Below are 22,726 nucleotides of genomic sequence, written 5' to 3'. Positions count from 1 at the left end.
CCGGTCAGCGGTCGGCGCCGCCGTCGCCCCAGGCTCCGCCGTTGCCGTTGCCATTGCCGTTGGTCGGTTCGTCGGTCGGTTCATCGGTGGGGGTGCCGCCGGTGTCGCCCCCGGCTCCGCCGTCGGTGCCGGACCACTCGCTGCCCGACTCGTCGCCGCCCGTCTCGCCGGAGGTGTCACCACCGGTGTCGCCGGACGTGTCGCCGCCGTTGTCGCCGGACTCGTCGGACCCGGAGTCGTCACCGCCGTTGCCGCCGCCGTTCCCGCCGTCGTTGCCGTTCCCGTTGTCGTTGCCGTTGTCGCCGTTCTCGTCCTCGTCCGGGGTCTCGGTCGGGGTGGGCGTCGGTGTGGGCGACGGGTTGACCGCGTCGCCGACCTCGGCCGGCTCGGGGAACTCCTGGATCTCCATGCCGTCGAGCGCGCCGGCCATGAACGCGGTCCAGATGCGGGCCGGGAAGGCGCCACCGGTGAAGGTGTCCATGCCGTCGACGCCGTCGAGCGAGACGGTGCCGGCGGTCTCGCCCTCGCCCCGGAAGATCACGACGCTGGCCGACAGCTGCGGCACGTAGCCGGAGAACCAGGCGGTGAGGTCCTCGTGGGTGCCGGTCTTGCCGGCGGCCGGCCGGTTGAGGTTCTGCGCCTCGCGGCCGCTGCCGTTCTGCACCACTTGGCTCAGCGCGAACGTGGTGTCGGCGACGACGCCGGGGTCGAGCACCGACTCGGGGGCCGGCTCGACGCGGTAGGGGACGTTGCCGCCGGGCTCGGTGACGGAGCGGACGGTGTACCAGTCGGCGTGCCGGCCGCCCGCGGCCAGCGTGGCGTACGCCTCGGCCATGTCGATGGGCCGGACGTGCCCGATGCCGATGGTGACGCGCGGGTCCTGCCGCAGCTGCGTCTCCTCGTCGGCCGCGTAGCGCAGGCCGGACGCCAGCTGGGCGTCGACGATGCTGTCGGGGCCGATGTTCATGGCGAGGTCGACGAACGCGGTGTTCATGGAGTTCTCGGTGGCCGTGACGAGGTCGATGGCCTCGCCGTACTCCTTGTCGTCCTGGTTGTGCACCGGCGGACCGAGGATGGGGTCGGTGAGCGTGTTGCCGGAGTAGCGGCTCTCCAGCGAGATGCCCTGCTCCAGCGCGGCCGCCAGGGTGAACGGCTTCACCGTCGATCCGCCCTGCACCGAGGCGTCGAGCGCGTCGTTGAACGGCTGGTCGACGGCGTCGGGACCGCCGTACATCGCGACGACGGCGCCGTCGCCCGGCGTCACGGCGGCGAGGCCGACCCGGACGCCGTCGGCGTGCTCCTGCGGTCGTTCCGCCTCGACGGACTGGATGGCGGCGGACTGCGCCTGCGGGTCGAACGTGCTGACGACGCGCAGGCCGCCGGTGTCGATCTCTTCCTCGGTGAAGCCGTTGTCGATCAGCTCGTCGCGGACCTGGGCCAGCAGGTAGCCGTTCGGGCCGCCGTAGCGGTTGGTCTTCTGCTCGGGCACGACCTCCGGCGGCACCAGCGTCTCGGCGGTCGCGGCGTCGAGCGTGCCGATGTCGACCATGCCGTCGACGACGTAGGAGAACCGCTGCTGGTACCGCTCGGCGTTCTCCGGTCCCAGCGTGGGGTCGTAGCGGGTCGGCGAGCGCAGGATGCCGGCCAGCGCCGCGCACTGGGCGGTGTCGAGCTCGGACACCGGCACGCCGAAGTAGGAGCGGGACGCGGTCTGGATGCCGTACACGCCGCCGCGGCCGAACCAGATGGTGTTGAGGTACGACGCCAGGATGTCGTCCTTGTCGAGCTGCTGGTCGATCTTGACCGAGATGAACAGCTCCTGCACCTTGCGGGTGAGGGTCTGGTCCTGCGTCAGGTAGTAGTTCTTGACGTACTGCTGGGTGATCGTGGAGCCACCGCCGGCCGCCGTCGACCCGTTGTTCTGGATGTAGCCGATGCCCGCGCGCAGCATGCCGACCGGGTCGAACCCGTTGTTGTCGTAGAAGCTGCGGTCCTCGGCGGCCACGACGGCGTCCTGGCAGGCCTGCGGGATGTCGGAGATGTCGACGGTCTCGCGGTTCTCGGCGCTGAACCGGCCCAGCTCGGTCTCGCCGTCGTTCCAGTAGACGATGGTCGCCTCGGACCGGGCGAACGCGTTGGCTTCGGGGATGTCCGTCATGGCGTAGGCGATGCTGATGCCGGCGACGCCGAGCAGCATCATGCCGAGCGCGTAGAGCCCGAAGGCCTTCCAGGAGACGAACCTGCGCCAGCCCTTGCGGCGGCCCTTGCCGTTCTTCTTGTTGCCGCCGCGGCCCGCGGCATAGCGCCGGCCCCCGCCGCGGCGGTCAGGGGTCGACGACGAGACCGCGCCCGCGGAGGCGGCGGTCCTGGGGGCCGCGCCCTTGGACGCGGCCGAACGCGCGCGGTCACCCGCGCGGCGGCGCCCTTGGTTCGTCACTGAGTTCCCGGTCGGGTCGGGGACATCGGCAGTCCGGTGCGCGCGATGAGGCGCTCCGGAGTCATGCAGAGCCTACGACGCTCCATGGTCGATCACGCCAATCCTGCTCCCGCCTCGGGGGTTTCAAACCTGCTGTGACGGCACAGCCGTCACACCCGTCACGCCGATGTCGACGGGTCACTTGCGGTTCGAGCCCCAGACGTCCTATCGTCCTGATGTATCGGTTCGATACATCGAGCTGACAATGATGCAAGGGAGCGTACCTCGTGGGCAAGCGTGCAGACGCGTTGGAGCTGGCCATCCTGGGCCTGCTGCACGACGCGCCCCTGCACGGCTACGAGCTGCGCAAGAGGGTGAACTCGCTGCTGGGGTGGGGGCGAGCGTTCTCGTACGGCACCTTGTATCCGACTCTGAAGGCGATGGTGCGGCAGGGCTACCTGGCCGAGGACGAGCCCGTCGACACGCTGGTGACGACGGGCCCGCACCGCAGCGGGCGCCGTGCCCGCATCGCCTATCGGCTCACGCCCGAGGGCAAGGAGCGCTTCGCCGACCTGCTCGCACACACCGGGCCCTCGGCCTGGGACGACGAGCACTTCGGCGTGCACTTCGCGTTCTTCGGCCGGGCCGACGCCGATACCCGCATGCGGATCCTCATCGGCCGGCGCAGCCGGCTGCAGGAGAAGCTCGACCAGTTCCGCTCGGCACTGTCGCGCACCCGAGAGCGACTCGACACCTACACGCTGGAACTCCAGCGGCACGGCCTCGAGTCGGTCGAGCGCGAGGTCAAGTGGCTCGACGACCTGATCAGCGCCGAACAGCGCTCGATCGGCAGGCCAATGGGCGCCACGCCCACCCCAGGGTCCGGTGAGCCACCGGCGCCCCCCACCGGAATCGAAGGAGAGAACGGCCGATGAGCTCGGTTCGTGTTGGCATCGTCGGCGTGGGTAACTGCGCCGCTTCGCTCGTGCAGGGCGTGCACTACTACCGTGACGCCGACCCGGCGACGAAGGTCCCCGGCCTGATGCACGTTCAGTTCGGCGACTACCACGTCCGTGACGTCGAGTTCGTCGCCGCGTTCGACGTCGACGCCAAGAAGGTCGGGCAGGATCTCGCCGACGCGATCGGCGCCAGCGAGAACAACACCATCAAGATCTGCGACGTGCCGCCCACCGGGGTCGTCGTGCAGCGTGGCCACACGCTGGACGGCCTGGGCAAGTACTACCGCGAGACGATCGTCGAGGACGAGAGCGAGCCGGTCGACGTCGTCGCCGCGCTGAAGGCCGCCAAGGTCGACGTCCTCGTCTGCTACCTGCCGGTCGGCTCCGAGGAAGCCGCGAAGTTCTACGCGCAGGCCGCCATCGACGCCGGCGTCGGCTTCGTCAACTGCCTCCCGGTCTTCATCGCCGGCACCCAGGAGTGGGCGGACAAGTTCACCGCCGCGGGTGTGCCGATCGTCGGCGACGACATCAAGTCGCAGATCGGCGCCACCATCACGCACCGCGTGCTGGCCAAGCTGTTCGAGGACCGCGGCGTCACCGTCGACCGGACCTACCAGCTCAACGTCGGCGGCAACATGGACTTCAAGAACATGCTCGAGCGCGAGCGGCTGGAGTCCAAGAAGATCTCGAAGACGCAGTCCGTCACCTCGCAGCTGGTCGACGGCCTCGAGCCGCGCAACGTGCACATCGGCCCGTCCGACTACGTCGCGTGGCTGGACGACCGCAAGTGGGCGTTCATCCGGCTCGAGGGCCGCAACTTCGGCGACGTCCCGCTGAACCTGGAGTACAAGCTCGAGGTCTGGGACTCCCCGAACTCGGCCGGCATCGTCATCGACGCGCTCCGTGCGGCGAAGATCGCCATGGACCGCGGCGTCGGCGGGCCGATCCTGTCGGCGTCGTCCTACTTCATGAAGTCGCCGCCGGAGCAGTACTCCGACGACGTCTGCCGCGAGAAGGTCGAGCAGTTCATCCGCGGTGAGATCGAGCGCTGACCCGGCGACGGGTGGCGAGGAGCCGGCGCCCCGCGGGGTGCCGGCTCCGCCGCGTCCGGGCACCGGGCGTTGGGACGACCCCCGGGTCGTCCGAACGGGCCACCAGCCATGATCACTGGTCCGCCCACAGATGAGAATCCCGTCGCCGGTGCGGCAGTTTGACGTGGCTCGTCTACCATTTCCGTCATGCTCCGGTGGGATCGTGTGCCAGATTGAGGTGTTTCACCCATCGGTCGCCTATTGACAGAACGCTGCCGGGCAGCAAGCGTCGTCTAGCGGCGCGAGTGCGTCCCAGAGCACGACGGCGGCCACGAAGGGGCCTGAGTCGCTCACAGGCGAGCGGCCATGGGGGACGACAGAGGAAGGAACATCGATGACGCGGACCGCCCGAGGACGCCGTAGCAACGACGGCGCCACGAAGCGGGCGCGCGCGAATCTGCGCCCTGCAGACCAGCGCCCAGCCGTGAAGTCCGGTCGCGCGAAGGATGGCGACGGCGCGCGCTCGCGGTCGTTCTGGCAGTCCTTCCTGCACGACCGCAGCGTCCGGTCGCGCGTCGCCGCACTGGTCCTTCTTCCGCTGCTCGGCACGCTCGTGCTCGGCACCCTGTTCTTCAAGAACTCGCTCGACGACGCCTCGTCCGCCTCGCGCACCGAGAGCCTGGCCGAGGTCGGCATGGTGGCGCTGCAGGCGCTGCAGGCGGTCCAGGACGAACGCGACGTCACCGGCCTTGCGGACGGCGGCGGCACCGAGCCGGCGTCGGTCGACACCGCGCGCGAGGCCACCGACGCCGCCATCGCCGCCCTGAACGCGGAGATCGACGAGCACCGCGGCGACGACCTCGGCTCCGCCTATGCGGCCGCGGTCGAGCAGTACGAGACCGAGGTCGACCGGCTCAGCGGCACCACGAACGAGTCGAACTACCGCATCCAGCGCGACGCCAAGGACCCGGCCTTCAACGACGGCGGCACCGCCGGCTACCACCGCTTCGCCGAGGTGCTGCAGCGGCTGGCCACCGCCGCCGCCACCGGCACCGAGGACCCCGCGCTGGCCCGCCGCATCTCGGCGCTGGCCGATGTCGCCCAGGCGGTCGAGTCGGCGTCGCTCGAGCGCGGCATCGTCGCCTACTTCATGACGCCCGAGGTCGCGCCCTCGCAGGCCGATCGCGACCAGGCCGTGGCGCTGCAGGGCGAGCAGGCCATGCTGCTGGACGGCCGGTTCCTCCGCGCCCTCGGCTTCACCGAGCAGCAGCGCATCTACTCCAACGAGATCTACGTCGCCAACCGCGAGCTCGCCCAGGCCCGCACCGACATCTCCGACTTCGCCCTGCCGCGCATCGACAAGCAGCAGTGGTGGGAGCTGTCGACGCAGCGCCTCGACGCCCTGCGCGACATCCAGCAGGACACCGGCAACAGCGTGCTGGCGCTGGCGGCCGACCGCACTGACAGCGCCCGCGTCACGGCGCTGTTCAGCGCGCTCGGCGTGCTCGCCGTCCTGGCGCTCACCGTCTACCTCGCCATCGTCGTGGCGCGCTCCATCATCGGCCCGCTGCGCCGGCTGCGCGCCTCGGCGCTCGAGACCGCGCAGACCCAGCTGCCGGCGCTGGTCGACCGGGTGCACAAGGACGGCCCGGCGGTCGCCCGCAACCTCCCCGACGCCGTCACGGCCGAGGGTCGCGACGAGATCGGCCAGGTCGCCACGGCGTTCAACGACGTCCACTCCACCGCCGTCCGGGTCGCCGCCGAGCAGGCGCTGCTGCGGCAGAACCTCGACACCATCGTCGTCAACCTCTCCCGCCGCACCCAGTCGCTGGTCGACCGCCAGCTCGGCGAGATCGAGGGCCTCGAGCAGCGCGAGCGCGACCCCGACCAGCTGAGCACGCTGTTCCGCATCGACCACATGGCCACCCGCGTCCGGCGGCACGCCGAGAGCCTCCTGGTCCTCGCCGGCGTCGAGGAGATGCGCAAGCACACCAGCGCGGCCGGCGTCCTCGACGTCGTCCGTACCGCGGTCGGCGAGGTCGAGCAGTACCCGCGGGTGAAGTTCGGCGTCATGCCGACCGACCTCATCACCGCCGGCGCCGTCGACGACATCGCCCACCTGCTGGCCGAGCTGATCGACAACGCCACCGAGTTCTCCGCGCCGGCCACGCCGGTCCGGGTCACCAGCCAGCCGCTGCTCGGCGGCGGGCTGCGCCTGCAGGTCACCGACTCCGGCCTGGGCATCCCGGCCGGTCAGCTCGAGGAGCTGAACGAGCGGCTGCGCAACGTCGGTGACATCGACGTCGCGGCGTCCCGCACGCTGGGCCTCTACGTGGTCGCGCGCCTGGCCGCCAAGCACGGCATCCAGGTGCGGCTCGAGCCGGTGCCCGAGGGCGGCACGGCCGCGCAGGTCGACCTCCCGGCGCACCTCATCCTCTCCCCGCTCGACACCAGCGAGGGCGTCATCCCGCCGGTGCCGGCCGAGCCGGCGGCGCCGCAGCCGGCCGGTGGCCTGAACGACTCGTGGAACCTCGACCCGAGCCCGGCGCCGTTCCGCCGCGACGACTCCTCGCCGTCGCTGCCGTCGATCACCGCGCCGGCCACGTCCGGGCTGCCCCGCCGCGGCGAGCGTCCCGACGAGACCCGCATCCCGGTCGAGGCGTCCGACCTGCCGCGGCCGACGCCCGAGCCCGCGCCCACCATGGACGCCGGCCGGCCCACCTGGCCCAGCCCGGAGGAGTCGCGGCTGCGTCCCGACACCGGCGAGTCGCGCATCGCGCCCATCACGGCCGAGACCCGCTACGACACCGGCGAGCACGCCGTCGCCGACACCGGTGAGCACAAGCCGGCCGAGACCGGCGAGCGCCGCCTCACCGACACCGGCGAGCGTCGCGTCACCACCGACCACGGCACACGGCCCGACGAGGCCTGGCGGCAGCCGCTGACCAACGGCAGCACCGGCTCGGCGCTGCCGACCCGCGAGCCCCGTCAGGAGCCGCGGCCCGAGATCCGCCCGCCGGCGGCCCCGCCACCGGCCAAGCCCGCCGCGCCGGCCGCCCGCTCCTCGCTGCGCGCACCCGAGCCGGTGCTGCCGGAGAGCGACTCGCCGATCTACGACTCCGTCGCCTCCGCCTGGTTCAGCCGGTCCGGCGAGTCGTCCACCGACGACTGGTCCAGTCCCGCCGACGAAGGCTGGCGGCGCGCCGCCGAGGCGCTGCGCTCGGCCGAAGAGGCGGCCAGCGCCCGCGCCGGGCAGCGCGACACCGAGCCGATCCAGACGTCGCCGCCGGTGGGTTCGGGCTGGGCGAGCCGCGAGACGGCGCCGCCGCCGCCGGTGCCCGAGCCGGTCGCGGAGGCCGAGCCCGCGCTCAGCGCGTCCGGCCTGCCGCTGCGGCGCCGCGGCGCCTCGCTGGTGCCCGGCTCCATCGGCGAGCTCAACGAGACCGAACGGACCCGACGCCCTGCCGCGGCGGCCAAGGACGCGAGTAACGTTGCCTCGACGCTGGCCAGCCTGCAGCGAGGTGTCGGGCGCGGTCGGGAGGAAACCGGTGGTTGGGTACCCAAGCGGCCCAGCGACCCCGAAAGGAGCGATTCGTGACCAACGCCTCCAGCGACGAGCTCGGCTGGCTGCTCGACCGTTTCGTCGACCGCACCACTGGCGCCGCGCACGCGGTCGTGGTATCCGCCGACGGTCTGCACCTGGCCGGCTCCACGGGCATGCCGCGTGAACGCGGCGAGCAGCTCGCTGCGGTGGTGTCCGGACTGGCCAGCCTCACGGTCGGCGCTTCGCTGATCCTGGGCGCGGGCGAGGTCCAGCAGACCCTGGTAGAGATGAGCAACGGCTTCCTGCTGGTCATGGCGGTCGGCGACGGCGCGCACCTGGCCGTGCTGGCAGCCTCCACCGCCGACCTCGGTCAGGTGGGCTACGAGATGGCGCTGCTCGTCGAACGCGTGGGCGCCGTACTCAACCCGGCCACCCGGGTCGGGTGAGAATCGACGTGCACGAGCGCCGGATGTGGTAGGGATCGGGTCAGCACCGCGCAGATCCGCGATCCGACGATGGTCTGGAGGTAACGATGCCGGCACCTGACGGCCGGAGGGTACGGCCGTATCTTGCGACGCGTGGGCGCACGCGCCCGGTGCAGGACATCGCCATCGAGGCCCTCGTCTCCACCACGAAGGACGGCCGCACCAACGGCTCCGACCCGGAGCCGGAACGGGAGCGGATCCTCCGGCTGTGCCACTCGCCACGGTCCGTGGCCGAGGTGGCCGCAATCGTCTCGATGCCACTCGGTGTGGCCCGCGTGCTCGTCGCGGACCTCGAGACCGAAGGACTGGTGCGGGTCGCTGACCCGCATGCGGCGTTCGCCGGCTCCGAGGAGCCGGCTCGTAATCTGAGCGTGCTGGAAAGGGTGAGGGATGGCCTTCGTCGACTCTGAGGTGTCTGGCGGCACACAGGCCGACCAAGACGCGCTGTCGGTCAAGATCGTCGTGGCCGGCGGTTTCGGCGTGGGCAAGACGACGTTCGTCGGCGCGGTCAGCGAGATCGAGCCGCTGCGTACCGAGGCACTGATGACCGAGGCCTCGACCAGCGTCGACGACCTCTCCATGCTGCCCGAGAAGCGCACCACGACCGTCGCCATGGACTTCGGCCGCATCACGCTGGCCGACGACCTCGTGCTGTACCTGTTCGGCACGCCGGGCCAGAACCGGTTCTGGTTCATGTGGGACGACATCACCCGCGGCGCCATCGGCGCGGTCGTGCTCGTCGACACCCGCCGCCTGGCCGACTGCTTCGGCGCCATCGACTACGTCGAGCAGCGCGGCATCCCGTTCGTCGTCGCGCTCAACGCGTTCAACGGCATCCAGGAGCACGACGTCGAGGACGTCCGCGACGCCCTGCAGGTCGGCCCCGAGGTCCCGTTCGTCGTCACCGACGCGCGCGACCGCGAGTCGGTCAAGGTGGTGCTCGTCACGCTGGTCGAGCACGCGATGTCGCTGATCCAGCAGACCTGACCCGTTTCGCCGGGAACCTCCCGCGCGCGTCGCCCGTCCTAGTGACATGCGTCACAGGGGGTGGCTGGCGGGCGTCGTCGTCGGGCTGACGGCGTGCACGGCCGCCGACGCCGAGCCGGGCGGGTCCGCCACCACGCCGGAGCCGCGCTACACCGGCACGTTCACCGTCCTCGAGAGTGCCGAGCACGGGCCGCAACTCTGTGCCGGCGGCACCCTCCTGAGCCTGCCGCCGCAGTGCGGCGGGCCGGACATCCCGAACTGGGACTGGGCCGACGTCGAGCACGAGTCCGTCGACGGCGTCAGGTGGGGCGACTACCAGGTCACCGGCACGTTCGACGGCTCCGAGTTCACGCTGACCGCCCCGCCGGGCCCGGCCGAGCCGTCCGGCCGGCAGCCGCAGCCACCCGGCCCCGATCTCTCCACGCCCTGCCCGGTTCCGCCCGGCGGCTGGGTGTTCGTCGACCCCGCCACCGCGAGCACCGAGGCGCTCGCCGCCGTCGGGGACTACGCCGCGACGCTGCCCGGCTACGGCGGCCTCTGGGTCGACCGCGAGGTGGAGCAGCCGCCGGACCCGCCACCACCGGAGGCAGCGGTGGCGGCGATCCTCAACATCACCTTCACCGGCGAACTCGCCGCGCGCGAGGCGGAGCTGCGCGCCGTCTGGGGCGGCGCGCTCTGCGTCACCGAGGCCCGGCACCCACAGGCCCGGCTGGAGGAGATCCAGGCGGAGCTGGCCGGCAAGCACGGCATCTTCTCCGCCGCCGTGATGCAGCAGGAGAACGTGGTCGACGTCCAGGCCCTGATCGACGACGGCCTGCAGGACCGCCTCGACGACGAGTACGGCCCCGGCACCGTCCGGGTGACCGCCTCGCTGCGGCCGGTGCCGCCCGACGACGCGCCGACGGTCTACGCGGGCACGTTCACCGTCATCGAGTCACGCGACGGCGACGTGAACGCCTGCTCGATGGTCATGGAGTCCTATCCACCCGGCTGCGGCGGGGGGTTCGAGCTGCGCGGCTGGTCCTGGGACGACGTGCGTGGAGAGGAGTCGTCCGCCGGCGTGACCTGGGGCGACTACCGGATCGAGGGGACCTGGGACGGCACCGCGCTGACCCTCACCGCGCCGGCCGAGCCACCGCCACTGGCCAGCCCGCCGGAGGATCTGAACCAGCGCTTCGACACCTCCTGCCCGACGCCGCCGGGTGGCTGGGCGATCCTCGACGGCGCGCTGACGCACGCGGCCGACTTCGACCGCGCCCACGCGTACGCCCTGGCTGCGCCCGGCTATGTCGACTCATGGCTGGACCGCCACGTCGCCCCCGAGGACAGGTCGGCGACAGCGCCGGCGGAGATCATCGTGAACTTCCGGTTCACCGGCGACCTCGCCACCCACGAAGCTGCGCTACGGAGCCTCTACGGCGGCGCCATCTGCGTCAGCCAGGCCGCGCGCAGCCAGCAGGAGATGGAGGCGACCGGCGCCGAGATCGCGGCCACGCACGACGCCCTCGCCTGGACGGTCGAGTCACCGGCCAACACGGTGTGGATCCAGGTGATCGTCGACGACGGCCTGCAGGAGCGGCTCGACGAGGAGTACGGGCCAGGCCTGGTACGGGTCGAAGCTCTGCTGAAGCCGGTGGACTGACGCGTGGCGCCGGAACGTCGCGACCGCCGGCGCCGTCCAAGTGGCATGCGTCACTTCGGGTGGATCGTCGCCGCGCCGGTCGCGGCCCTGCTGCTCGCCGCCTGCGGCGATGAGGAGGCGCCACGCAGCGCGTCGCCGTCGGACGCCCCGTCGTCCGCCGACTCCGGCCAGCTCTACACCGGGATCTTCACCGTCCTCGAGGGCTACGGGCACGGCCCGCAGTTGTGCAGCATGGTGGCGGAGTCCTATCCCCCGCAGTGCGGCGGCCCCGACATCGCCGGCTGGAACTGGGACCAGGCGCCCGACGCCGAGTCGGCCAACGGCGTCACCTGGGGGTTCTACTCCGTCACGGGCACCTGGGACGGCACCACGTTCACGCTGACCGAGCCGCCGCTGTCCGGCGCCGCCACCTCGCCGGTGCTCCCCGACGACGCGGTGCTCGACTTCACGCCGCCGTGCGAGCCACCGGCCGGCGGCTGGGTCGTCGTCGACGCCGCCACCGCCAACGAGGCGGGCCGCGCGGCGGCCGAGGACTATGCGTACGCGCAGCCCGACTTCGCCGGCACCTGGATCGACAGTTTCGCCCGGCCCAACATCCTCACGTTCAGCTTCACCGGCGACCTCGAGCGGCACGAGACCGCGCTGCGCGGCCTCTGGGGCGGTCCGCTCTGCGTCACCGGGGCGGAGCGCACCATGCAGGAGCTGATCGCGATCCAGGACGAGATCGTCGCCGCCGGCCCCGGCGTGCCCGCCACCGCACTCGACCTCGTCAGCGGCCAGGTGACGCTGGACGTGTTCGTCGCCGACGGACAGCAGGAGCAGCTGGACGAGCGGTACGGCGCGGGCGTGGTCCGGGTGTCCGCCGCACTGCGGCCGGTCGAGTGAGAGCTCTGCCGCGGGCAGAGAACGGTGACGGGCGCCCGGCCGGCTGGCTACCGTCGGCGCCATGAGTGGTCACGCGATCGTCGTCGGGAGCACGGGCCAGATCGGCCGGGCCGCCGTGGAGTCCCTGCTCGACGACGGCTGGTCCGTCACGGCCGTGCACCGGGGCAGCACCGCGGCGCCGTCCGGCTGGGCCCGGCGCGGCGTCGACGAGCGGCTGGCCGACCGCGCGGACCTCGCCGGCGTGCTGCGCGAGACCGGCGGCGCCGACGTCCTGCTCGACACCATCGCCTACGACGACGCCGACGCGCGGCTGCTGCTCGGCCTGGCCGGCGACGTCGGCTCGCTGATCGTCGTCTCCAGCGCCTCGGTGTACGCCGACGACGAGGGCCGCTCGCTGGACGCGGCGACCGGGCCGGACGACTTCCCGCGCTTCGCCGCGCCCGTCCCGGAGACCCAGGCGACGGTGCCGCCAGGCCCGGACACGTACTCGACGCAGAAGATGCTGCTGGAGCACACCCTGCTCGACGACGGACGGCTGCCGGTCACCGTGCTGCGGCCGTGCGCCATCCACGGCCCGGGCAGCACCAGCCCGCGCGAGGTCTGGCCGCTGCTGCGCGCGCTGGACCGCCGGCCGCGTGTCCCGCTGACGCACGGCGGCCGCAGCCGGTTCCACACCACGAGTGCGCCGAATCTCGGTGAGCTGGTCCGGCTCGCGGCGGCGCGCCCGGGCAGCCGCGTCCTCAACGCCGGCGACCCGGAACCACCCTCCGTCGCCGACATCGTCCTGGCCGTCGGCGCGACCATCGGTCACGAGCCGGAACTGGTGCCACTGGACGGCGCGCCGGAGTCGCGGGTGGGCCGCACCCCGTGGTCGGTGCCGCGCCCGTTCCTCGTCTCCATGACGGCGGCGGCGACGGAGCTGGGCTACGCGCCGGTCGCGAGCTACGCCGAGGCCGTCGAATGGACGTCGGCCTGGCTGCGCGGTCAGCTCGCCGAACGGCCGTGGCGCGAGGCGTTCCCGCTGCTGGCGCAGTTCTACGGCGACGCGATGGACGACTACGCCGCCGAGGACGAGCTGCTCGCGTCGCGCCGGAACTGACGCGCCACCACCCGCCAGCCGACCAGGAACACGCCGAGCACCAGCGTCGCCACCACGACGAACGACGGCGCCGTGCCCTGGTCCGACGCGGCCCGCAGCAGCATGCCGACGGCCACCGTCGCGACCCACACCACGACGCCGGCGCCGAGCGAGGCGGGCCAGGTGGTGGGGCCGGCGTCCCCCCGCCTCCGCCACCACAGCGTCACGGCCCAGCCGACGGCCAGGCCGGCCAGGAACGGCCAGGCCGTCGTCGCCAACCCGGACAGCGACAGCGGGTCGTCGTGCGTACGCCGGCCGATGAGCACGAACACCAGCACCAGGACGGCGTCGACGGCGAGAGCGGGCCCCGTTCTCACGCCGAGGCCTCCGGCTGCTCGGACCACCACCGCAGCAGTTCCGCCCGCGCGTCGTCCTCGGACAGCACACCGTGGTCGAGCCGGACCTCGAGCAGGTGGTGGTAGGCGCGGCCGACCAGCGGGCCCGGCCGGATGCCCAGGATCTGCATGATCTGGTTGCCGTCGAGGTCGGGCCGGATGGCGGCCAGCTCCTCCTCTTCGGCCAGCCGGGAGATGCGGTTCTCCAGGCTGTCGTACGACTGCTGCAAGGCCAGCGCCTTGCGCCGGTTGCGCGTCGTGCTGTCGGCGCGGGTCAGGACGTGCAGCCGCTCGACCTCGGGCCCGGCGTCGCGGACGTAGCGGCGCACCGCGGAGTCGGTCCACTCGCCGCCGCCGTAGCCGTGGAAGCGCAGGTGCAGCTGGATGAGCTGGGTGACGCTGTCGATGACGGCGGACGGGTAGCGCAGCGCCGTGAGCCGCTTGCGGGCCAGCTTCGCGCCCACGACGTCGTGGTGGTGGAAGCTCACGCCGCCGCCGGGCTCGAACTTGCGGGTGCGCGGCTTGCCGATGTCGTGCAGCAGCGCCGCCATCCGCGTGACGAGGTCGGGGCCGCCGCCGGGCAGCCGCCGCTCCAGCTCGATGGCCTGCTCGAGCACCGTCAGCGAGTGCTCGTAGACGTCCTTGTGCCGGTGGTGCTCGTCGATCTCGAGCCGCAGCGCGGGCAGTTCGGGCAGCACGTGGCCGGCGATGCCGGTGTCGACCAGCAGCGTCAGCCCGGTGCGCGGCGCCGGCGACAGCAGCAGCTTCGTCAGCTCGTCGCGGACCCGCTCGGCCGAGACGATGTCGATGCGCCCGGCCATGTCGGTCATCGCCGCGACCACCTCGGGCGCCACCTCGAAGCCGAGCTGCGACGCGAAGCGCGCGGCGCGCATCATGCGGAGGGGGTCGTCGGAGAACGACTGCTCCGGCGTGCCGGGCGTGCGGATGACCCGGCTGCCGAGGTCGGCCAGCCCGCCGTACGGGTCGACGAACTCGCGGCCGGGCAGCAGCACGGCCATGGCGTTGACGGTGAAGTCGCGGCGCAGGAGGTCGTCGGTGATGGACGTGCCGTACGCGACCGCCGGCTTACGGCTGGTGGGGTCGTAGCTGTCGGCGCGGTAGGTGGTGATCTCGATCTGGAAGCCGTCCTTGGTGCCGCCGATGGTGCCGAACTTCTGCCCGACGTCCCACAGGCTGTCGACCCACCCCGCGAGCAGGCGCTTCGTCTCTTCGGGCCGGGCCGACGTGGTGAAGTCGAGATCCTGGCCCAGACGGTCGAGCAGGGCGTCGCGGACGGAGCCGCCGACCAGCGCCAGCTCGTGCCCGGCGGCCTGGAAACGAGCGCCCAGTTCGTCGGCGACGGGCGCGATGCGCAGCAACTGCCGCACCGCCTGCCGCTGCGCCTTCGAGAGCACGTGGTTCGCCGCTTCCTTCGTTCCGATCACGACGGACCAGCCTACGGGGCGACACCCCCGGGATCCCAACCGCTTTCGCTGCTACGCAGGATGCGGCCGCATCCCAGCTACTCTGGACGTATGCCCGGCTCGCCGTCCTCGCCAGCCGACGGTCCGCACCATCGGCGACGTCGGGGAGCGCGGCGACGGCGCAAGGCCGGCCGGCCGCGGCTGCGCACCGTCCGCGAGACCTCAGCGGGGGGCCTGGTGGTCGACCACTACGAGCACCCGTCGAGCGTCGCCCTCATCGGCCGCATCGACCGCCGCGGACGGCTGGAGTGGGTGCTGCCCAAGGGACACGTCGAGGCAGGTGAAACCCCCGAGGAAGCTGCAGTGCGGGAGGTTTCGGAGGAAACTGGTCTGCAGTCGAGGGTCGTCACCCCGGTCGGCGACATCGACTACTGGTTCGTGGCGGACAATCGGAGGATCCACAAGACGGTGCACCACTTTCTCCTCGAGGCCACCGGTGGGAGTCTGAGCACCGACGACGTGGAGGTGAGCGAAGTGGCCTGGGTGCCACTGGACGAGCTGGCCGGACGGATGCGCTACGCGTCCGAACGGCGGCTGGCGCGACGGCTGCGCGAGCTGCTCCCGGACTCGCCCGGCGACACCGCCGCGAGCACCGTCGCCGAAGCCGGCGGCACCCGGAAGGACGGGTCATGAGGCTGCCCGGCCTCCGCGCCCTCGCCGCCCTCTGCGCTCCCGCCGCCGTCATCGGCGTGGGGCTGCTGGCCCCTGGCACGGCCGCGGCCGAGGAGACGGCGCCCGATGCCGGCGCACTGACCGCCGAGACCGCCCTGACCGGCGTCTCGCCCGGCGTCCTCACCCCTGACGTCGACGCCATCACGCTCACCGGCACCGTGCGCAACACCGGCGACGAGCCGATGAGCAACGTCCAGGCGCTGCCGCGGTTCAGCACCAACCGGGTCGAGTCGCGCGACGAGATCCGCGCCATCGGCACCGACGAGGAGCTGTACTGGGGGTCGCGCGACAGCGACGGGTTCGACCTCCTCGCCGCCACCCTCGAACCGGGCCAGGCCGCCGACTTCACCGTCACGATCTCCAGCGAGCAGCTGGGCTTCGACGCCAACGGCGTGTACGTCGTCGGCGTCGACGTCCTGGCCTCGCCGCTCGACAGCACCGACCGCGCGCGCTTCACGTCGCGCACCGTCGTGCCCTGGATCCAGAACCCTGAGGAGCTGCCGTCCGTGCCGGTCGCCGTGCTCTGGCCGCTGGCGGCCCGGCCGGCGCTGCTGCCCGACGGCAGCCTCACCGACGAGACGCTGGCCGAGCAACTGGGCCCCGACGAGCCGCTGTCGGCCCTCCTCGACGCCGGCGCCGAGGCGCCCGTCACCTGGGCCGTCGACCCCGACCTCCTCGACACCGTGTCCGTCCTGTCCGACGGCTACAGCGTCGTCACGCCCGAGGGCACCATCGACGGCTCGCAGGCCAACACCGACGCCGCCCTGGCCTGGCGCGAACGGTTCGACGAGGTCACCCAGGACCACGACGTCTGGACGCTGCCGTACGCGGTGCCCGACATCGGTGCGTTCGACGAGCACGACGCCGCCCTGGCCGGCACGCTGAGTCAGCAGTCGCTGGCGGCGAGCGAGGCCGCGGCCGAGCAGCTGCCGGCCGCCACGTCCGGCGTCGCCTGGCTCGACGACGCCGTCACCGACGACGTCCTGACGACGCTGGCCGACGCCGGCGCCAGCACCGTCGTCGTCCCGTCCGACGCGGTCCAGGCCACCGACCAGGACGATGCCGACCACAGCGAGGCCGGCGCGCTGGGCGAGGTCACCGCCGGTGACAAGACGCTGCGCGTCGTGGCCGCCGACGCCGGGCTCAGCTCGGCCATCTCCGACGCCGTTGCGGCCGACGAACCCACCGCCGGCGCCGCCGACCTCCAGCAGCGCTGGATCGCCGAGACCGCCATGGTCGCGCTGGCCGCCGCCGACGACGACACCGAGCCGCCGCTGCTGGTCGCCGCGCCGCCGCTGCGCTGGCGCCCGGCCGAACCCATCCCGCAGAGCCTGGTGGCCGCGTGGACGTCCAGCACCTGGGTCGAGCCGGTCGGCCTCACCGACCGCGTCGGCGCGGGCGAGGCGCCGGAGGTTTCGACGACGCCGTCCGAGGGCACGACCTCGCTGCCGGAAGCCAACGTCGCCGCCACCGCCGAGCTGCGCGACGACGCCACGCAGTACACCACGCTGCTGGCCGACCCCGAGGACGTGACCACCGCGCTCGACCACGCCACCCTGCGCTCGGCGTCCACCGGCTGGCGCGACAACCCCGACACCGGGGTCTCCTACGCCAGGGGCATCGGCGACGGTCTCACCCGGCGCATCGAGCGGGTCAGCATCACCGTGCCCGAGTCGGTCACGCTGTCCAGCCGCACCGGCTCGTTCCCGCTCACCGTCACCAACGACCTGCCCGACGCCGTCAACGTCCGGCTCCAGGTGCAGTCCGAGAACCCCGACCGCCTGCGCGTCTCCGAGGTCGAGACCCAGGAGATGGGTCCGGGCGAGCAGAAGCTGGTCGAGGTCACCGCGCAGGCCGCGGCGAACGGCCGGGTCCCCATCGAGGTGCAGCTGACCACCGACGACGGGCAGCCCATCGGGAACCCGGTGGCCACCGTCGTCAACGCCACCGAGTACGGCACCATCGGCTGGGTCATCGTCGGCGGGGCCGGCGCGCTGTTCCTCGGCGCGATCGTCCGCCGGACGCTGCGCAGCCGGCGGCCGCGCCGTCGCCGCCGTCGTCCCGACGACTCCCCCGAACCGGCCGGAGGTAGCGTTCTCGACGAGCTTCCCGCGGAGGCGAGGCCCACCCAGGAGGCAGCGCGGTGACGGCGACACAAGAGCCGCCCCGCAGCTCCGGCATGCTGGGCTCCAGCGCCATCATGGCCGCCGGGACCGTGGTCTCGCGGCTCACCGGGTTCGCGCGCGCCGCGGTCATCGCGGCCGCCATCGGCCTGACGGCGGCCACGGCCGACGTGTTCAACGTGCCGAACGTGCTGCCGAACATGATCTACATCCTGGTCGGCGGCGGCGTGCTCAACTCCGTCCTCGTCCCGGTGCTGGTCCGCGCCATCAAGAACGACGCCGACGGCGGCCAGGCGTTCTCGCAGCGGCTGTTCAGCCTGGCCGTGGCGGTGCTCGGGCTGGCGACGCTGCTGGCGGTGCTGGCCGCGCCCTGGCTGATGCAACTGATCGTCGACGACCGCTATCTCGACCCCGACATGCGGCCGTACTTCGACAACATGGTCATGTTCGCCCGGTTCTGCCTGCCGCAGATCTTCTTCTACGGGCTGTACGTGCTGATCGGCCAGATGCTCAACGCCAAGGGCCGGTTCGGCCCGATGATGTGGTCGCCGATCCTCAACAACGTCGTGGCCATCGCGGTGTTCGGCGTGTTCCTCTTCGTGTACGGCACCCAGGGGTTCCAGCCGTTCACGACCACCCAGACGCTGCTGCTGGGGCTGGGGTCCACGGTCGGCGTGCTGGCGCAGGCCATCGTGCTGATCCCGGTGCTGCGCAAGACCGGGTTCTCGCTGCGGTTCCGCACCGACTGGCGCGGCCAGGGGCTCGGCGAGTCGGTGCGGCTCGGGCTGTGGACGGTCGCGTTCGTCGTGGTCAACCAGCTCGCGTACCTGGTGGTCGTGAAGGTCGCGTCGGGCGCCAGCAGCGTCAGCGCGGGCGACGCCGGCGCCGGTTACTCGGTGTACGCCAACGCCATGCTGATCATGATGGTGCCGCACTCCATCATCACGGTCTCGCTGGCCACCGCGCTGCTGCCGCGGCTGTCCGACCTCGCCGCCGACGGCCACCTCGACGACGTCCGCGAGAAGCTGGTCGCGGCGCTGCGCATGTGCCTGGCGGTCATCATCCCGCTCGGCGCGCTGATGGCGGCGCTGGCGTTCCCGCTGACGGCGATGATCTTCGACTACGGGTCGGCCGGCGGGCAGACCGGACGACTGGCGCTGACGCTGGTCGTGCTCATGCCCGGGCTGGTCGCGTTCACCGTCCACTACCTCGTGCTGCGCGGCTTCTACGCGCTGCAGGACACCAAGACGCCGTTCTACACCCAGATCTGGGTGTCGGCGGTCATCATGATCGGCGCCGTCGGCGTCGCCATCGCCGCGCCCGGCCCCCAGTACGTCACCATGGCGCTGGCCGCCGGCTACAGCGTCGCGTACGTCGTCGGCGCCGCCGTGGGCGCCGTCCGGCTGCAGCAGCGCATCGGCACGCTCGGCGGCAGCCAGCTGGTGCAGCACGTCATCCGGCTGCTGATCCACTCGGCCATCGCGGCCGGGCTGGCCTGGCTGGTGTGGCGCGGCTGGACCGGCCTGGGCGTCAGCGACGCGCTGCCGTCGCTGTTCGCGCGCATGCTGGAGCTGCTCATCGGCGGCACGGTGGGCGTCGTGACGTTCGTCGGCCTGGCCTACGCCTTCCGGGTGGCCGAGGTGCGCACCGCCGTCGCCATGGTGCTGGCCCGGCTGCGCGGCGGCGGCCGCGCCGCTCCCGCCGCCGACCCCGGCGACCTCCTCGAGGACACCGCCGAGTACCACATCCCGGTCGAGACCGGCACGCTCAGCATCTTCCGCCGCCCGATGGACCCCGACATGACGTCGGAGTTCTTCCTCGACGAGACCCTGCCCGGCGTGCCGAGCTTCTTCGACACCCATGCCGGCGGGTACCGCGACCGCGCGGGTGTTGGCGGCGCCGCGGCGCTCGGGCTCGACGCCGCCCGCGAGGGCGCGCGCGTCGTCCAGCCGCTGCCCGGCACCCGGCCGGGTGTGCCGCCGGAGCCGCGCGGTCCGGCGCCGGGACAGCGGCGCACGGTCGCCGGACGGTACCGGTTCGAGCGGCTGCTGCAGAACGCCGACGGCGTCCAGTCCTGGCAGGCGGTCGACGACGTCCTGCGGCGGGCCGTGTTCGTCCAGGCCGTCGCGCTGGACGACCCGCGGGCGGGCGGGTTCGCCACCGCGGCGCGGGTGTCGTCCACCGTCTCCGACCCGCGGTTCCTGCGCGTCCTCGACGTCGGCAGCGACGACGACGTCGCCTACGTCGTCCGCGAGTGGACGCCCGGGCAGAGCCTGGCCGCACTGCTGGCGCACGCCGGTGCGTTCCATCCCGAGCAGGCCGCCGCCGTCGGGCGTGAGGTCGCCGAGGCCATGTCCACCGCGCACGCCCAAGGGCTGGCGCACCGCCACCTCGACCCCACGCTGGTGTTCGTCACGGCCGACGGCTCGGTGAAGATCGCCGGCCTGGAGACTGAGTACGCGCTGCGTGGGGCCGCCCAGACGCCGTGCCCGCCCACCGACCCGTCCCACCCGCGCCCGGCCGAGCTCGACGCCATCGGCATCGGCGGCGTGCTCTACGCCGCGCTGACCGCCCGCTGGCCCGTCGGCACACCCGGCGGGCTCCCACCGGCGCCGCTCATCGACGGCCGGCTCGCCTCGCCCCGCCAGGTCCGCCCCGGCGTGCCGCGCCTGCTCGACGCCGTCACCGACCGCGCCATCGGGCACGCCCGCCGCCACCACGCCACCTCGCTGGTCACCCCGCTCGAGGTCGCGACTGAGCTGGCCAACGGCGCACGCCACCAGCAGCGCGCCGTCGTCGCCGACGAAGCCGTCGTCGCGGCGCCGCCCGCGCTCCTCGACGAACCCGGCGACGTCCCGCCGCCACCCAGCCGGGTCGAGCAGTTGCGGGAACGGCGCAAGTCCGGCCGCACCGCCCGGCTGCTCGGCGTCATGGCGGCCATGCTGCTGCTCGTCGGCGCCACGCTGGTCGGGCTGCAACTGCTCCTCGGCGCCATCGACGACGCCGGCGACGACTCCACGCCGTCCACCTCGGCGACCGAGGGCGCCACGACGCCGCCCGAGGACACTCCGGACGCCGAGGCGACGCCCCTCGCCGTCAGCGCCGCCACCGACTACGACCCCGCCGGCAACGGCGAGGAGAACCCGAGCGACGTCGGCAACGTCTTCGACGGCGACCCCGAGACCACCTGGACCACCGTCAACTACTACGACCCGCTCGAGGCGCAGAAGGACGGCGTCGGCGTCTACCTCGACCTCGGGCAGGCGGTGTCCGTGCGCGAGGTCCGGCTGGCGCTGATCAACTCCGGTGCGAGCTTCGAACTGCGGGTCGCGCCCGAGGACGCCACCCAGGCTCCGGGCGATCTCGACGGCTGGACCGCCATCGACACCGTCGAGGACTCTGAGCAGAATGTCACCCGCACACTTGACGAAGCGGTGAGCACTCGGTATCTCCTCGTGTGGTTCACTCAGTTGCCCCTTGCCGACGACGGCAACTACCGGAGCGGAATAGCCGAAGCGGAGGTGCTCGGGTGACGCAGTCCGCGCCCGGTCCCCGGGTGCCCGACGAGCAACTCCTGCGTCAGCACGTCGACGGCGACCCCGACGCCTTCGGTGAGCTGGTGAGGCGGCACCAGGACCGCATGTGGGCGGTCGCGCTGCGCACGCTCGGCGACCCGCACGACGCCGCCGACGCCTTGCAGGACGCCATGATCAACGCGTTCCGGCGGGCCGGGTCGTTCCGGTCCGAGTCCGCGGTCACCACCTGGCTGCACCGCATCGTCGTCAACGCCTGTCTCGACCGCGTCCGCCACCAGGCCGCCCGTCCCGCCGACCCGGTCGCCTTCGACGGCACCGAGATCCCGGGCGTCGCACCGGCCACCGAACCGTCCAGCGACCCCGCCGAGCGCACCGCCCTGCGGGTCGACCTCGAGCAGGCGCTGGCCACGCTGCCGGCCGACCAGCGGCTGCCGCTCATCCTCGTCGACGTCGAGGGGTTCCCGGTCGCCGAGGCGGCCGAACTGCTCGGACTCCCCGTCGGCACCATCAAGAGCCGCTGCGCCCGCGCCCGCGCCAAGCTCGTCCCGCTGCTGGCCCCCGGCCGGCTGAGCACCACCGGGAACCAAGGCGCCGGTGGCGACGTCCCATCTGGGACGTCGCGTGGAACAGGAGGTGAGCATCGGTGACCACTGCCGGCGCCCATCCGCCTACCCATGTACTGGCCGACCTCGCCGAAGGCGTCCTCGACGACGCCCAGGCGCGCGAGGTGCAGGCTCATGTCGACGACTGCCCCACCTGCCAGGCCACCCTCGACGAGCTGGCCCAGGTCAGCGTCGCCCTGCGCGCCCTGCCGGCCGAGCTGCCGGTCCCGGAGTTCGTGGCGGCGCGCATCTCGCACGCGCTGGCGGCCGAGCGAGCGTCCGGCGGCACGGCCTCCGCCGCGTCCGCCGACTCCGGCGCGGCCGACGGCGGCACCGTCGCGTGGTTCCGGCGCCGGCTGCCGCAGGGCCTGGCCGCCGCCGCGAGCGTCGCGGTCCTCGGCCTGGCCGGGTACGTCGCCGTCGGTGGCGGCGGTGGTGGCGGCGACGACAGCGACGGCGCCGGGCAGCCGGCCGCGGCCGACGCCCAGGCCGGCGACAACACCGAGGACGCCCCCGGCTACTCGATGTCCGCGCCGTCCGGCGCGGCCCCGCGGCAGGGCACCCAGTCGACTCCGCTGGACACCTCCTCCGCGGCCGTCGAGGCGGCGCCGGAGGCGCTCGAACGCACCCGGCTGATCACCGCCGTCACCGAGGTCGTCCAGGGCGACGCCGACCCCGCCGGACCCGACACCTGCGGCGAGGAACTGGCCGACGAGCTCGGCCTGCCGCTGGTCGGCGCCACCAACGTCGGCTCGGGCGTGCTCGTCGTGCTCGACGACACCGCCACCTACGACGGCTGGCTGATCACCACCTGCGCTTCCACGACCAACGAGACCATGCAGCCGCAGGTCGAGGTCCCGAAGAGCGAGTGAGCGCCCCGCCGGGAA

17 protein-coding genes are annotated in these 22,726 nt (G+C 72.8%); 14 read left to right on the top strand and 3 right to left on the bottom strand.

Going from position 1 to position 22,726, the window contains the following annotated elements; genetic code table 11:
* Nucleotides 1–4: 4 nt before the first annotated feature.
* Nucleotides 5–2,437: a transglycosylase domain-containing protein gene (locus tag BLV02_RS23710; protein ID WP_069109324.1), complete on the bottom strand. Its 2,433-nt coding sequence runs from the start codon at nucleotides 2,435–2,437 to the stop codon at nucleotides 5–7.
* 266 nt (nucleotides 2,438–2,703) lie between these two features.
* Here BLV02_RS23710 and BLV02_RS23705 point away from each other — a divergent pair, with 266 nt between their 5' ends.
* From BLV02_RS23705 to BLV02_RS23665, 9 genes are all read left to right on the top strand, one after another.
* Nucleotides 2,704–3,351, top strand: a complete 648-nt coding sequence (locus tag BLV02_RS23705; RefSeq protein WP_069109325.1) for a PadR family transcriptional regulator — start codon at nucleotides 2,704–2,706, stop codon at nucleotides 3,349–3,351.
* Entirely contained in the window at nucleotides 3,348–4,427 is a 1,080-nt protein-coding gene (locus BLV02_RS23700; protein ID WP_069109326.1) for an inositol-3-phosphate synthase, read from the top strand. The genes BLV02_RS23705 and BLV02_RS23700 overlap by 4 nt, the downstream gene beginning before the upstream one ends.
* Before the next feature lie 463 nt (nucleotides 4,428–4,890).
* The gene (locus tag BLV02_RS23695) at nucleotides 4,891–8,004 is read left to right on the top strand and encodes a sensor histidine kinase (RefSeq protein ID WP_069109327.1); all 3,114 of its coding nucleotides are present in this window, start codon (nucleotides 4,891–4,893) and stop codon (nucleotides 8,002–8,004) included.
* Nucleotides 8,001–8,396: a roadblock/LC7 domain-containing protein gene (locus BLV02_RS23690; RefSeq protein WP_046767008.1), complete on the top strand. Its 396-nt coding sequence runs from the start codon at nucleotides 8,001–8,003 to the stop codon at nucleotides 8,394–8,396. Before BLV02_RS23695 ends, BLV02_RS23690 begins: the two co-directional genes overlap by 4 nt.
* A 149-nt stretch (nucleotides 8,397–8,545) precedes the next feature.
* On the top strand, nucleotides 8,546–8,845 hold the full coding sequence (locus BLV02_RS23685; RefSeq protein WP_240477274.1) for a DUF742 domain-containing protein: 300 nt from the start codon (nucleotides 8,546–8,548) through the stop codon (nucleotides 8,843–8,845).
* On the top strand, nucleotides 8,826–9,422 hold the full coding sequence (locus BLV02_RS23680; RefSeq protein WP_069109329.1) for a GTP-binding protein: 597 nt from the start codon (nucleotides 8,826–8,828) through the stop codon (nucleotides 9,420–9,422). The genes BLV02_RS23685 and BLV02_RS23680 overlap by 20 nt, the downstream gene beginning before the upstream one ends.
* A 46-nt stretch (nucleotides 9,423–9,468) precedes the next feature.
* Nucleotides 9,469–11,064 (top strand): hypothetical protein, encoded by a 1,596-nt coding sequence (locus BLV02_RS23675; RefSeq protein WP_069109330.1) that lies wholly within the window; start codon nucleotides 9,469–9,471, stop codon nucleotides 11,062–11,064.
* A gap of 45 nt (nucleotides 11,065–11,109) precedes the next feature.
* A complete protein-coding gene (locus BLV02_RS23670; protein ID WP_069109331.1) occupies nucleotides 11,110–11,949 on the top strand; it encodes a hypothetical protein in 840 nt (279 codons plus the stop codon).
* A 61-nt stretch (nucleotides 11,950–12,010) separates the two neighbouring features.
* Nucleotides 12,011–13,048, top strand: coding sequence for an NAD-dependent epimerase/dehydratase family protein (locus tag BLV02_RS23665; RefSeq protein ID WP_141711370.1), 1,038 nt, complete (start codon nucleotides 12,011–12,013; stop codon nucleotides 13,046–13,048).
* Here BLV02_RS23665 and BLV02_RS23660 read toward each other — a convergent pair.
* Nucleotides 13,006–13,404 (bottom strand): DUF3054 domain-containing protein, encoded by a 399-nt coding sequence (locus BLV02_RS23660; protein ID WP_069109616.1) that lies wholly within the window; start codon nucleotides 13,402–13,404, stop codon nucleotides 13,006–13,008. The genes BLV02_RS23665 and BLV02_RS23660 overlap by 43 nt on opposite strands.
* Nucleotides 13,401–14,867, bottom strand: coding sequence for a CCA tRNA nucleotidyltransferase (locus tag BLV02_RS23655; RefSeq protein ID WP_216093979.1), 1,467 nt, complete (start codon nucleotides 14,865–14,867; stop codon nucleotides 13,401–13,403). Before BLV02_RS23655 ends, BLV02_RS23660 begins: the two co-directional genes overlap by 4 nt.
* 90 nt (nucleotides 14,868–14,957) lie before the next feature.
* On the opposite strand from BLV02_RS23655, the gene BLV02_RS23650 reads away from it, so the two are divergent.
* The 5 genes from BLV02_RS23650 to BLV02_RS23630 are packed head-to-tail and all read left to right on the top strand — an operon-like array spanning nucleotide 14,958 to nucleotide 22,711.
* Nucleotides 14,958–15,539, top strand: a complete 582-nt coding sequence (locus tag BLV02_RS23650) for an NUDIX hydrolase (RefSeq protein ID WP_069109332.1) — start codon at nucleotides 14,958–14,960, stop codon at nucleotides 15,537–15,539.
* Nucleotides 15,536–17,725 (top strand): DUF6049 family protein, encoded by a 2,190-nt coding sequence (locus BLV02_RS23645; protein WP_069109333.1) that lies wholly within the window; start codon nucleotides 15,536–15,538, stop codon nucleotides 17,723–17,725. Before BLV02_RS23650 ends, BLV02_RS23645 begins: the two co-directional genes overlap by 4 nt.
* Nucleotides 17,722–21,234 carry a murein biosynthesis integral membrane protein MurJ gene (gene murJ, locus BLV02_RS23640; RefSeq protein WP_141711371.1) on the top strand — a complete coding sequence of 1,171 codons (3,513 nt, stop codon included), beginning with the start codon at nucleotides 17,722–17,724 and terminating at the stop codon, nucleotides 21,232–21,234. Before BLV02_RS23645 ends, murJ begins: the two co-directional genes overlap by 4 nt.
* On the top strand, nucleotides 21,231–21,884 hold the full coding sequence (gene sigM, locus BLV02_RS23635; RefSeq protein ID WP_069109335.1) for an RNA polymerase sigma factor SigM: 654 nt from the start codon (nucleotides 21,231–21,233) through the stop codon (nucleotides 21,882–21,884). Before murJ ends, sigM begins: the two co-directional genes overlap by 4 nt.
* Entirely contained in the window at nucleotides 21,881–22,711 is an 831-nt protein-coding gene (locus BLV02_RS23630) for an anti-sigma factor family protein (RefSeq protein ID WP_069109336.1), read from the top strand. Before sigM ends, BLV02_RS23630 begins: the two co-directional genes overlap by 4 nt.
* Nucleotides 22,712–22,726: the final 15 nt, after the last annotated feature.

This window comes from Jiangella alba (assembly GCF_900106035.1).
GTDB classification, from domain to species: Bacteria; Actinomycetota; Actinomycetes; order Jiangellales; family Jiangellaceae; genus Jiangella; species Jiangella alba.
This window is presented reverse-complemented; position numbering and strand designations above follow the sequence as displayed.

What these genes read in the sequence shown, in the direction of transcription:
- BLV02_RS23665 (WP_141711370.1), top strand. Translation starts at nt 12,011, where the DNA reads ATGAGTGGTCACGCGATCGTCGTCGGGAGCACGGGCCAGATCGGCCGG.
- BLV02_RS23650 (WP_069109332.1), top strand. Translation starts at nt 14,958, where the DNA reads ATGCCCGGCTCGCCGTCCTCGCCAGCCGACGGTCCGCACCATCGGCGA.
- BLV02_RS23675 (WP_069109330.1), top strand. Translation starts at nt 9,469, where the DNA reads ATGCGTCACAGGGGGTGGCTGGCGGGCGTCGTCGTCGGGCTGACGGCG.
- BLV02_RS23700 (WP_069109326.1), top strand. Translation starts at nt 3,348, where the DNA reads ATGAGCTCGGTTCGTGTTGGCATCGTCGGCGTGGGTAACTGCGCCGCT.
- BLV02_RS23645 (WP_069109333.1), top strand. Translation starts at nt 15,536, where the DNA reads ATGAGGCTGCCCGGCCTCCGCGCCCTCGCCGCCCTCTGCGCTCCCGCC.
- BLV02_RS23680 (WP_069109329.1), top strand. Translation starts at nt 8,826, where the DNA reads ATGGCCTTCGTCGACTCTGAGGTGTCTGGCGGCACACAGGCCGACCAA.
- BLV02_RS23670 (WP_069109331.1), top strand. Translation starts at nt 11,110, where the DNA reads ATGCGTCACTTCGGGTGGATCGTCGCCGCGCCGGTCGCGGCCCTGCTG.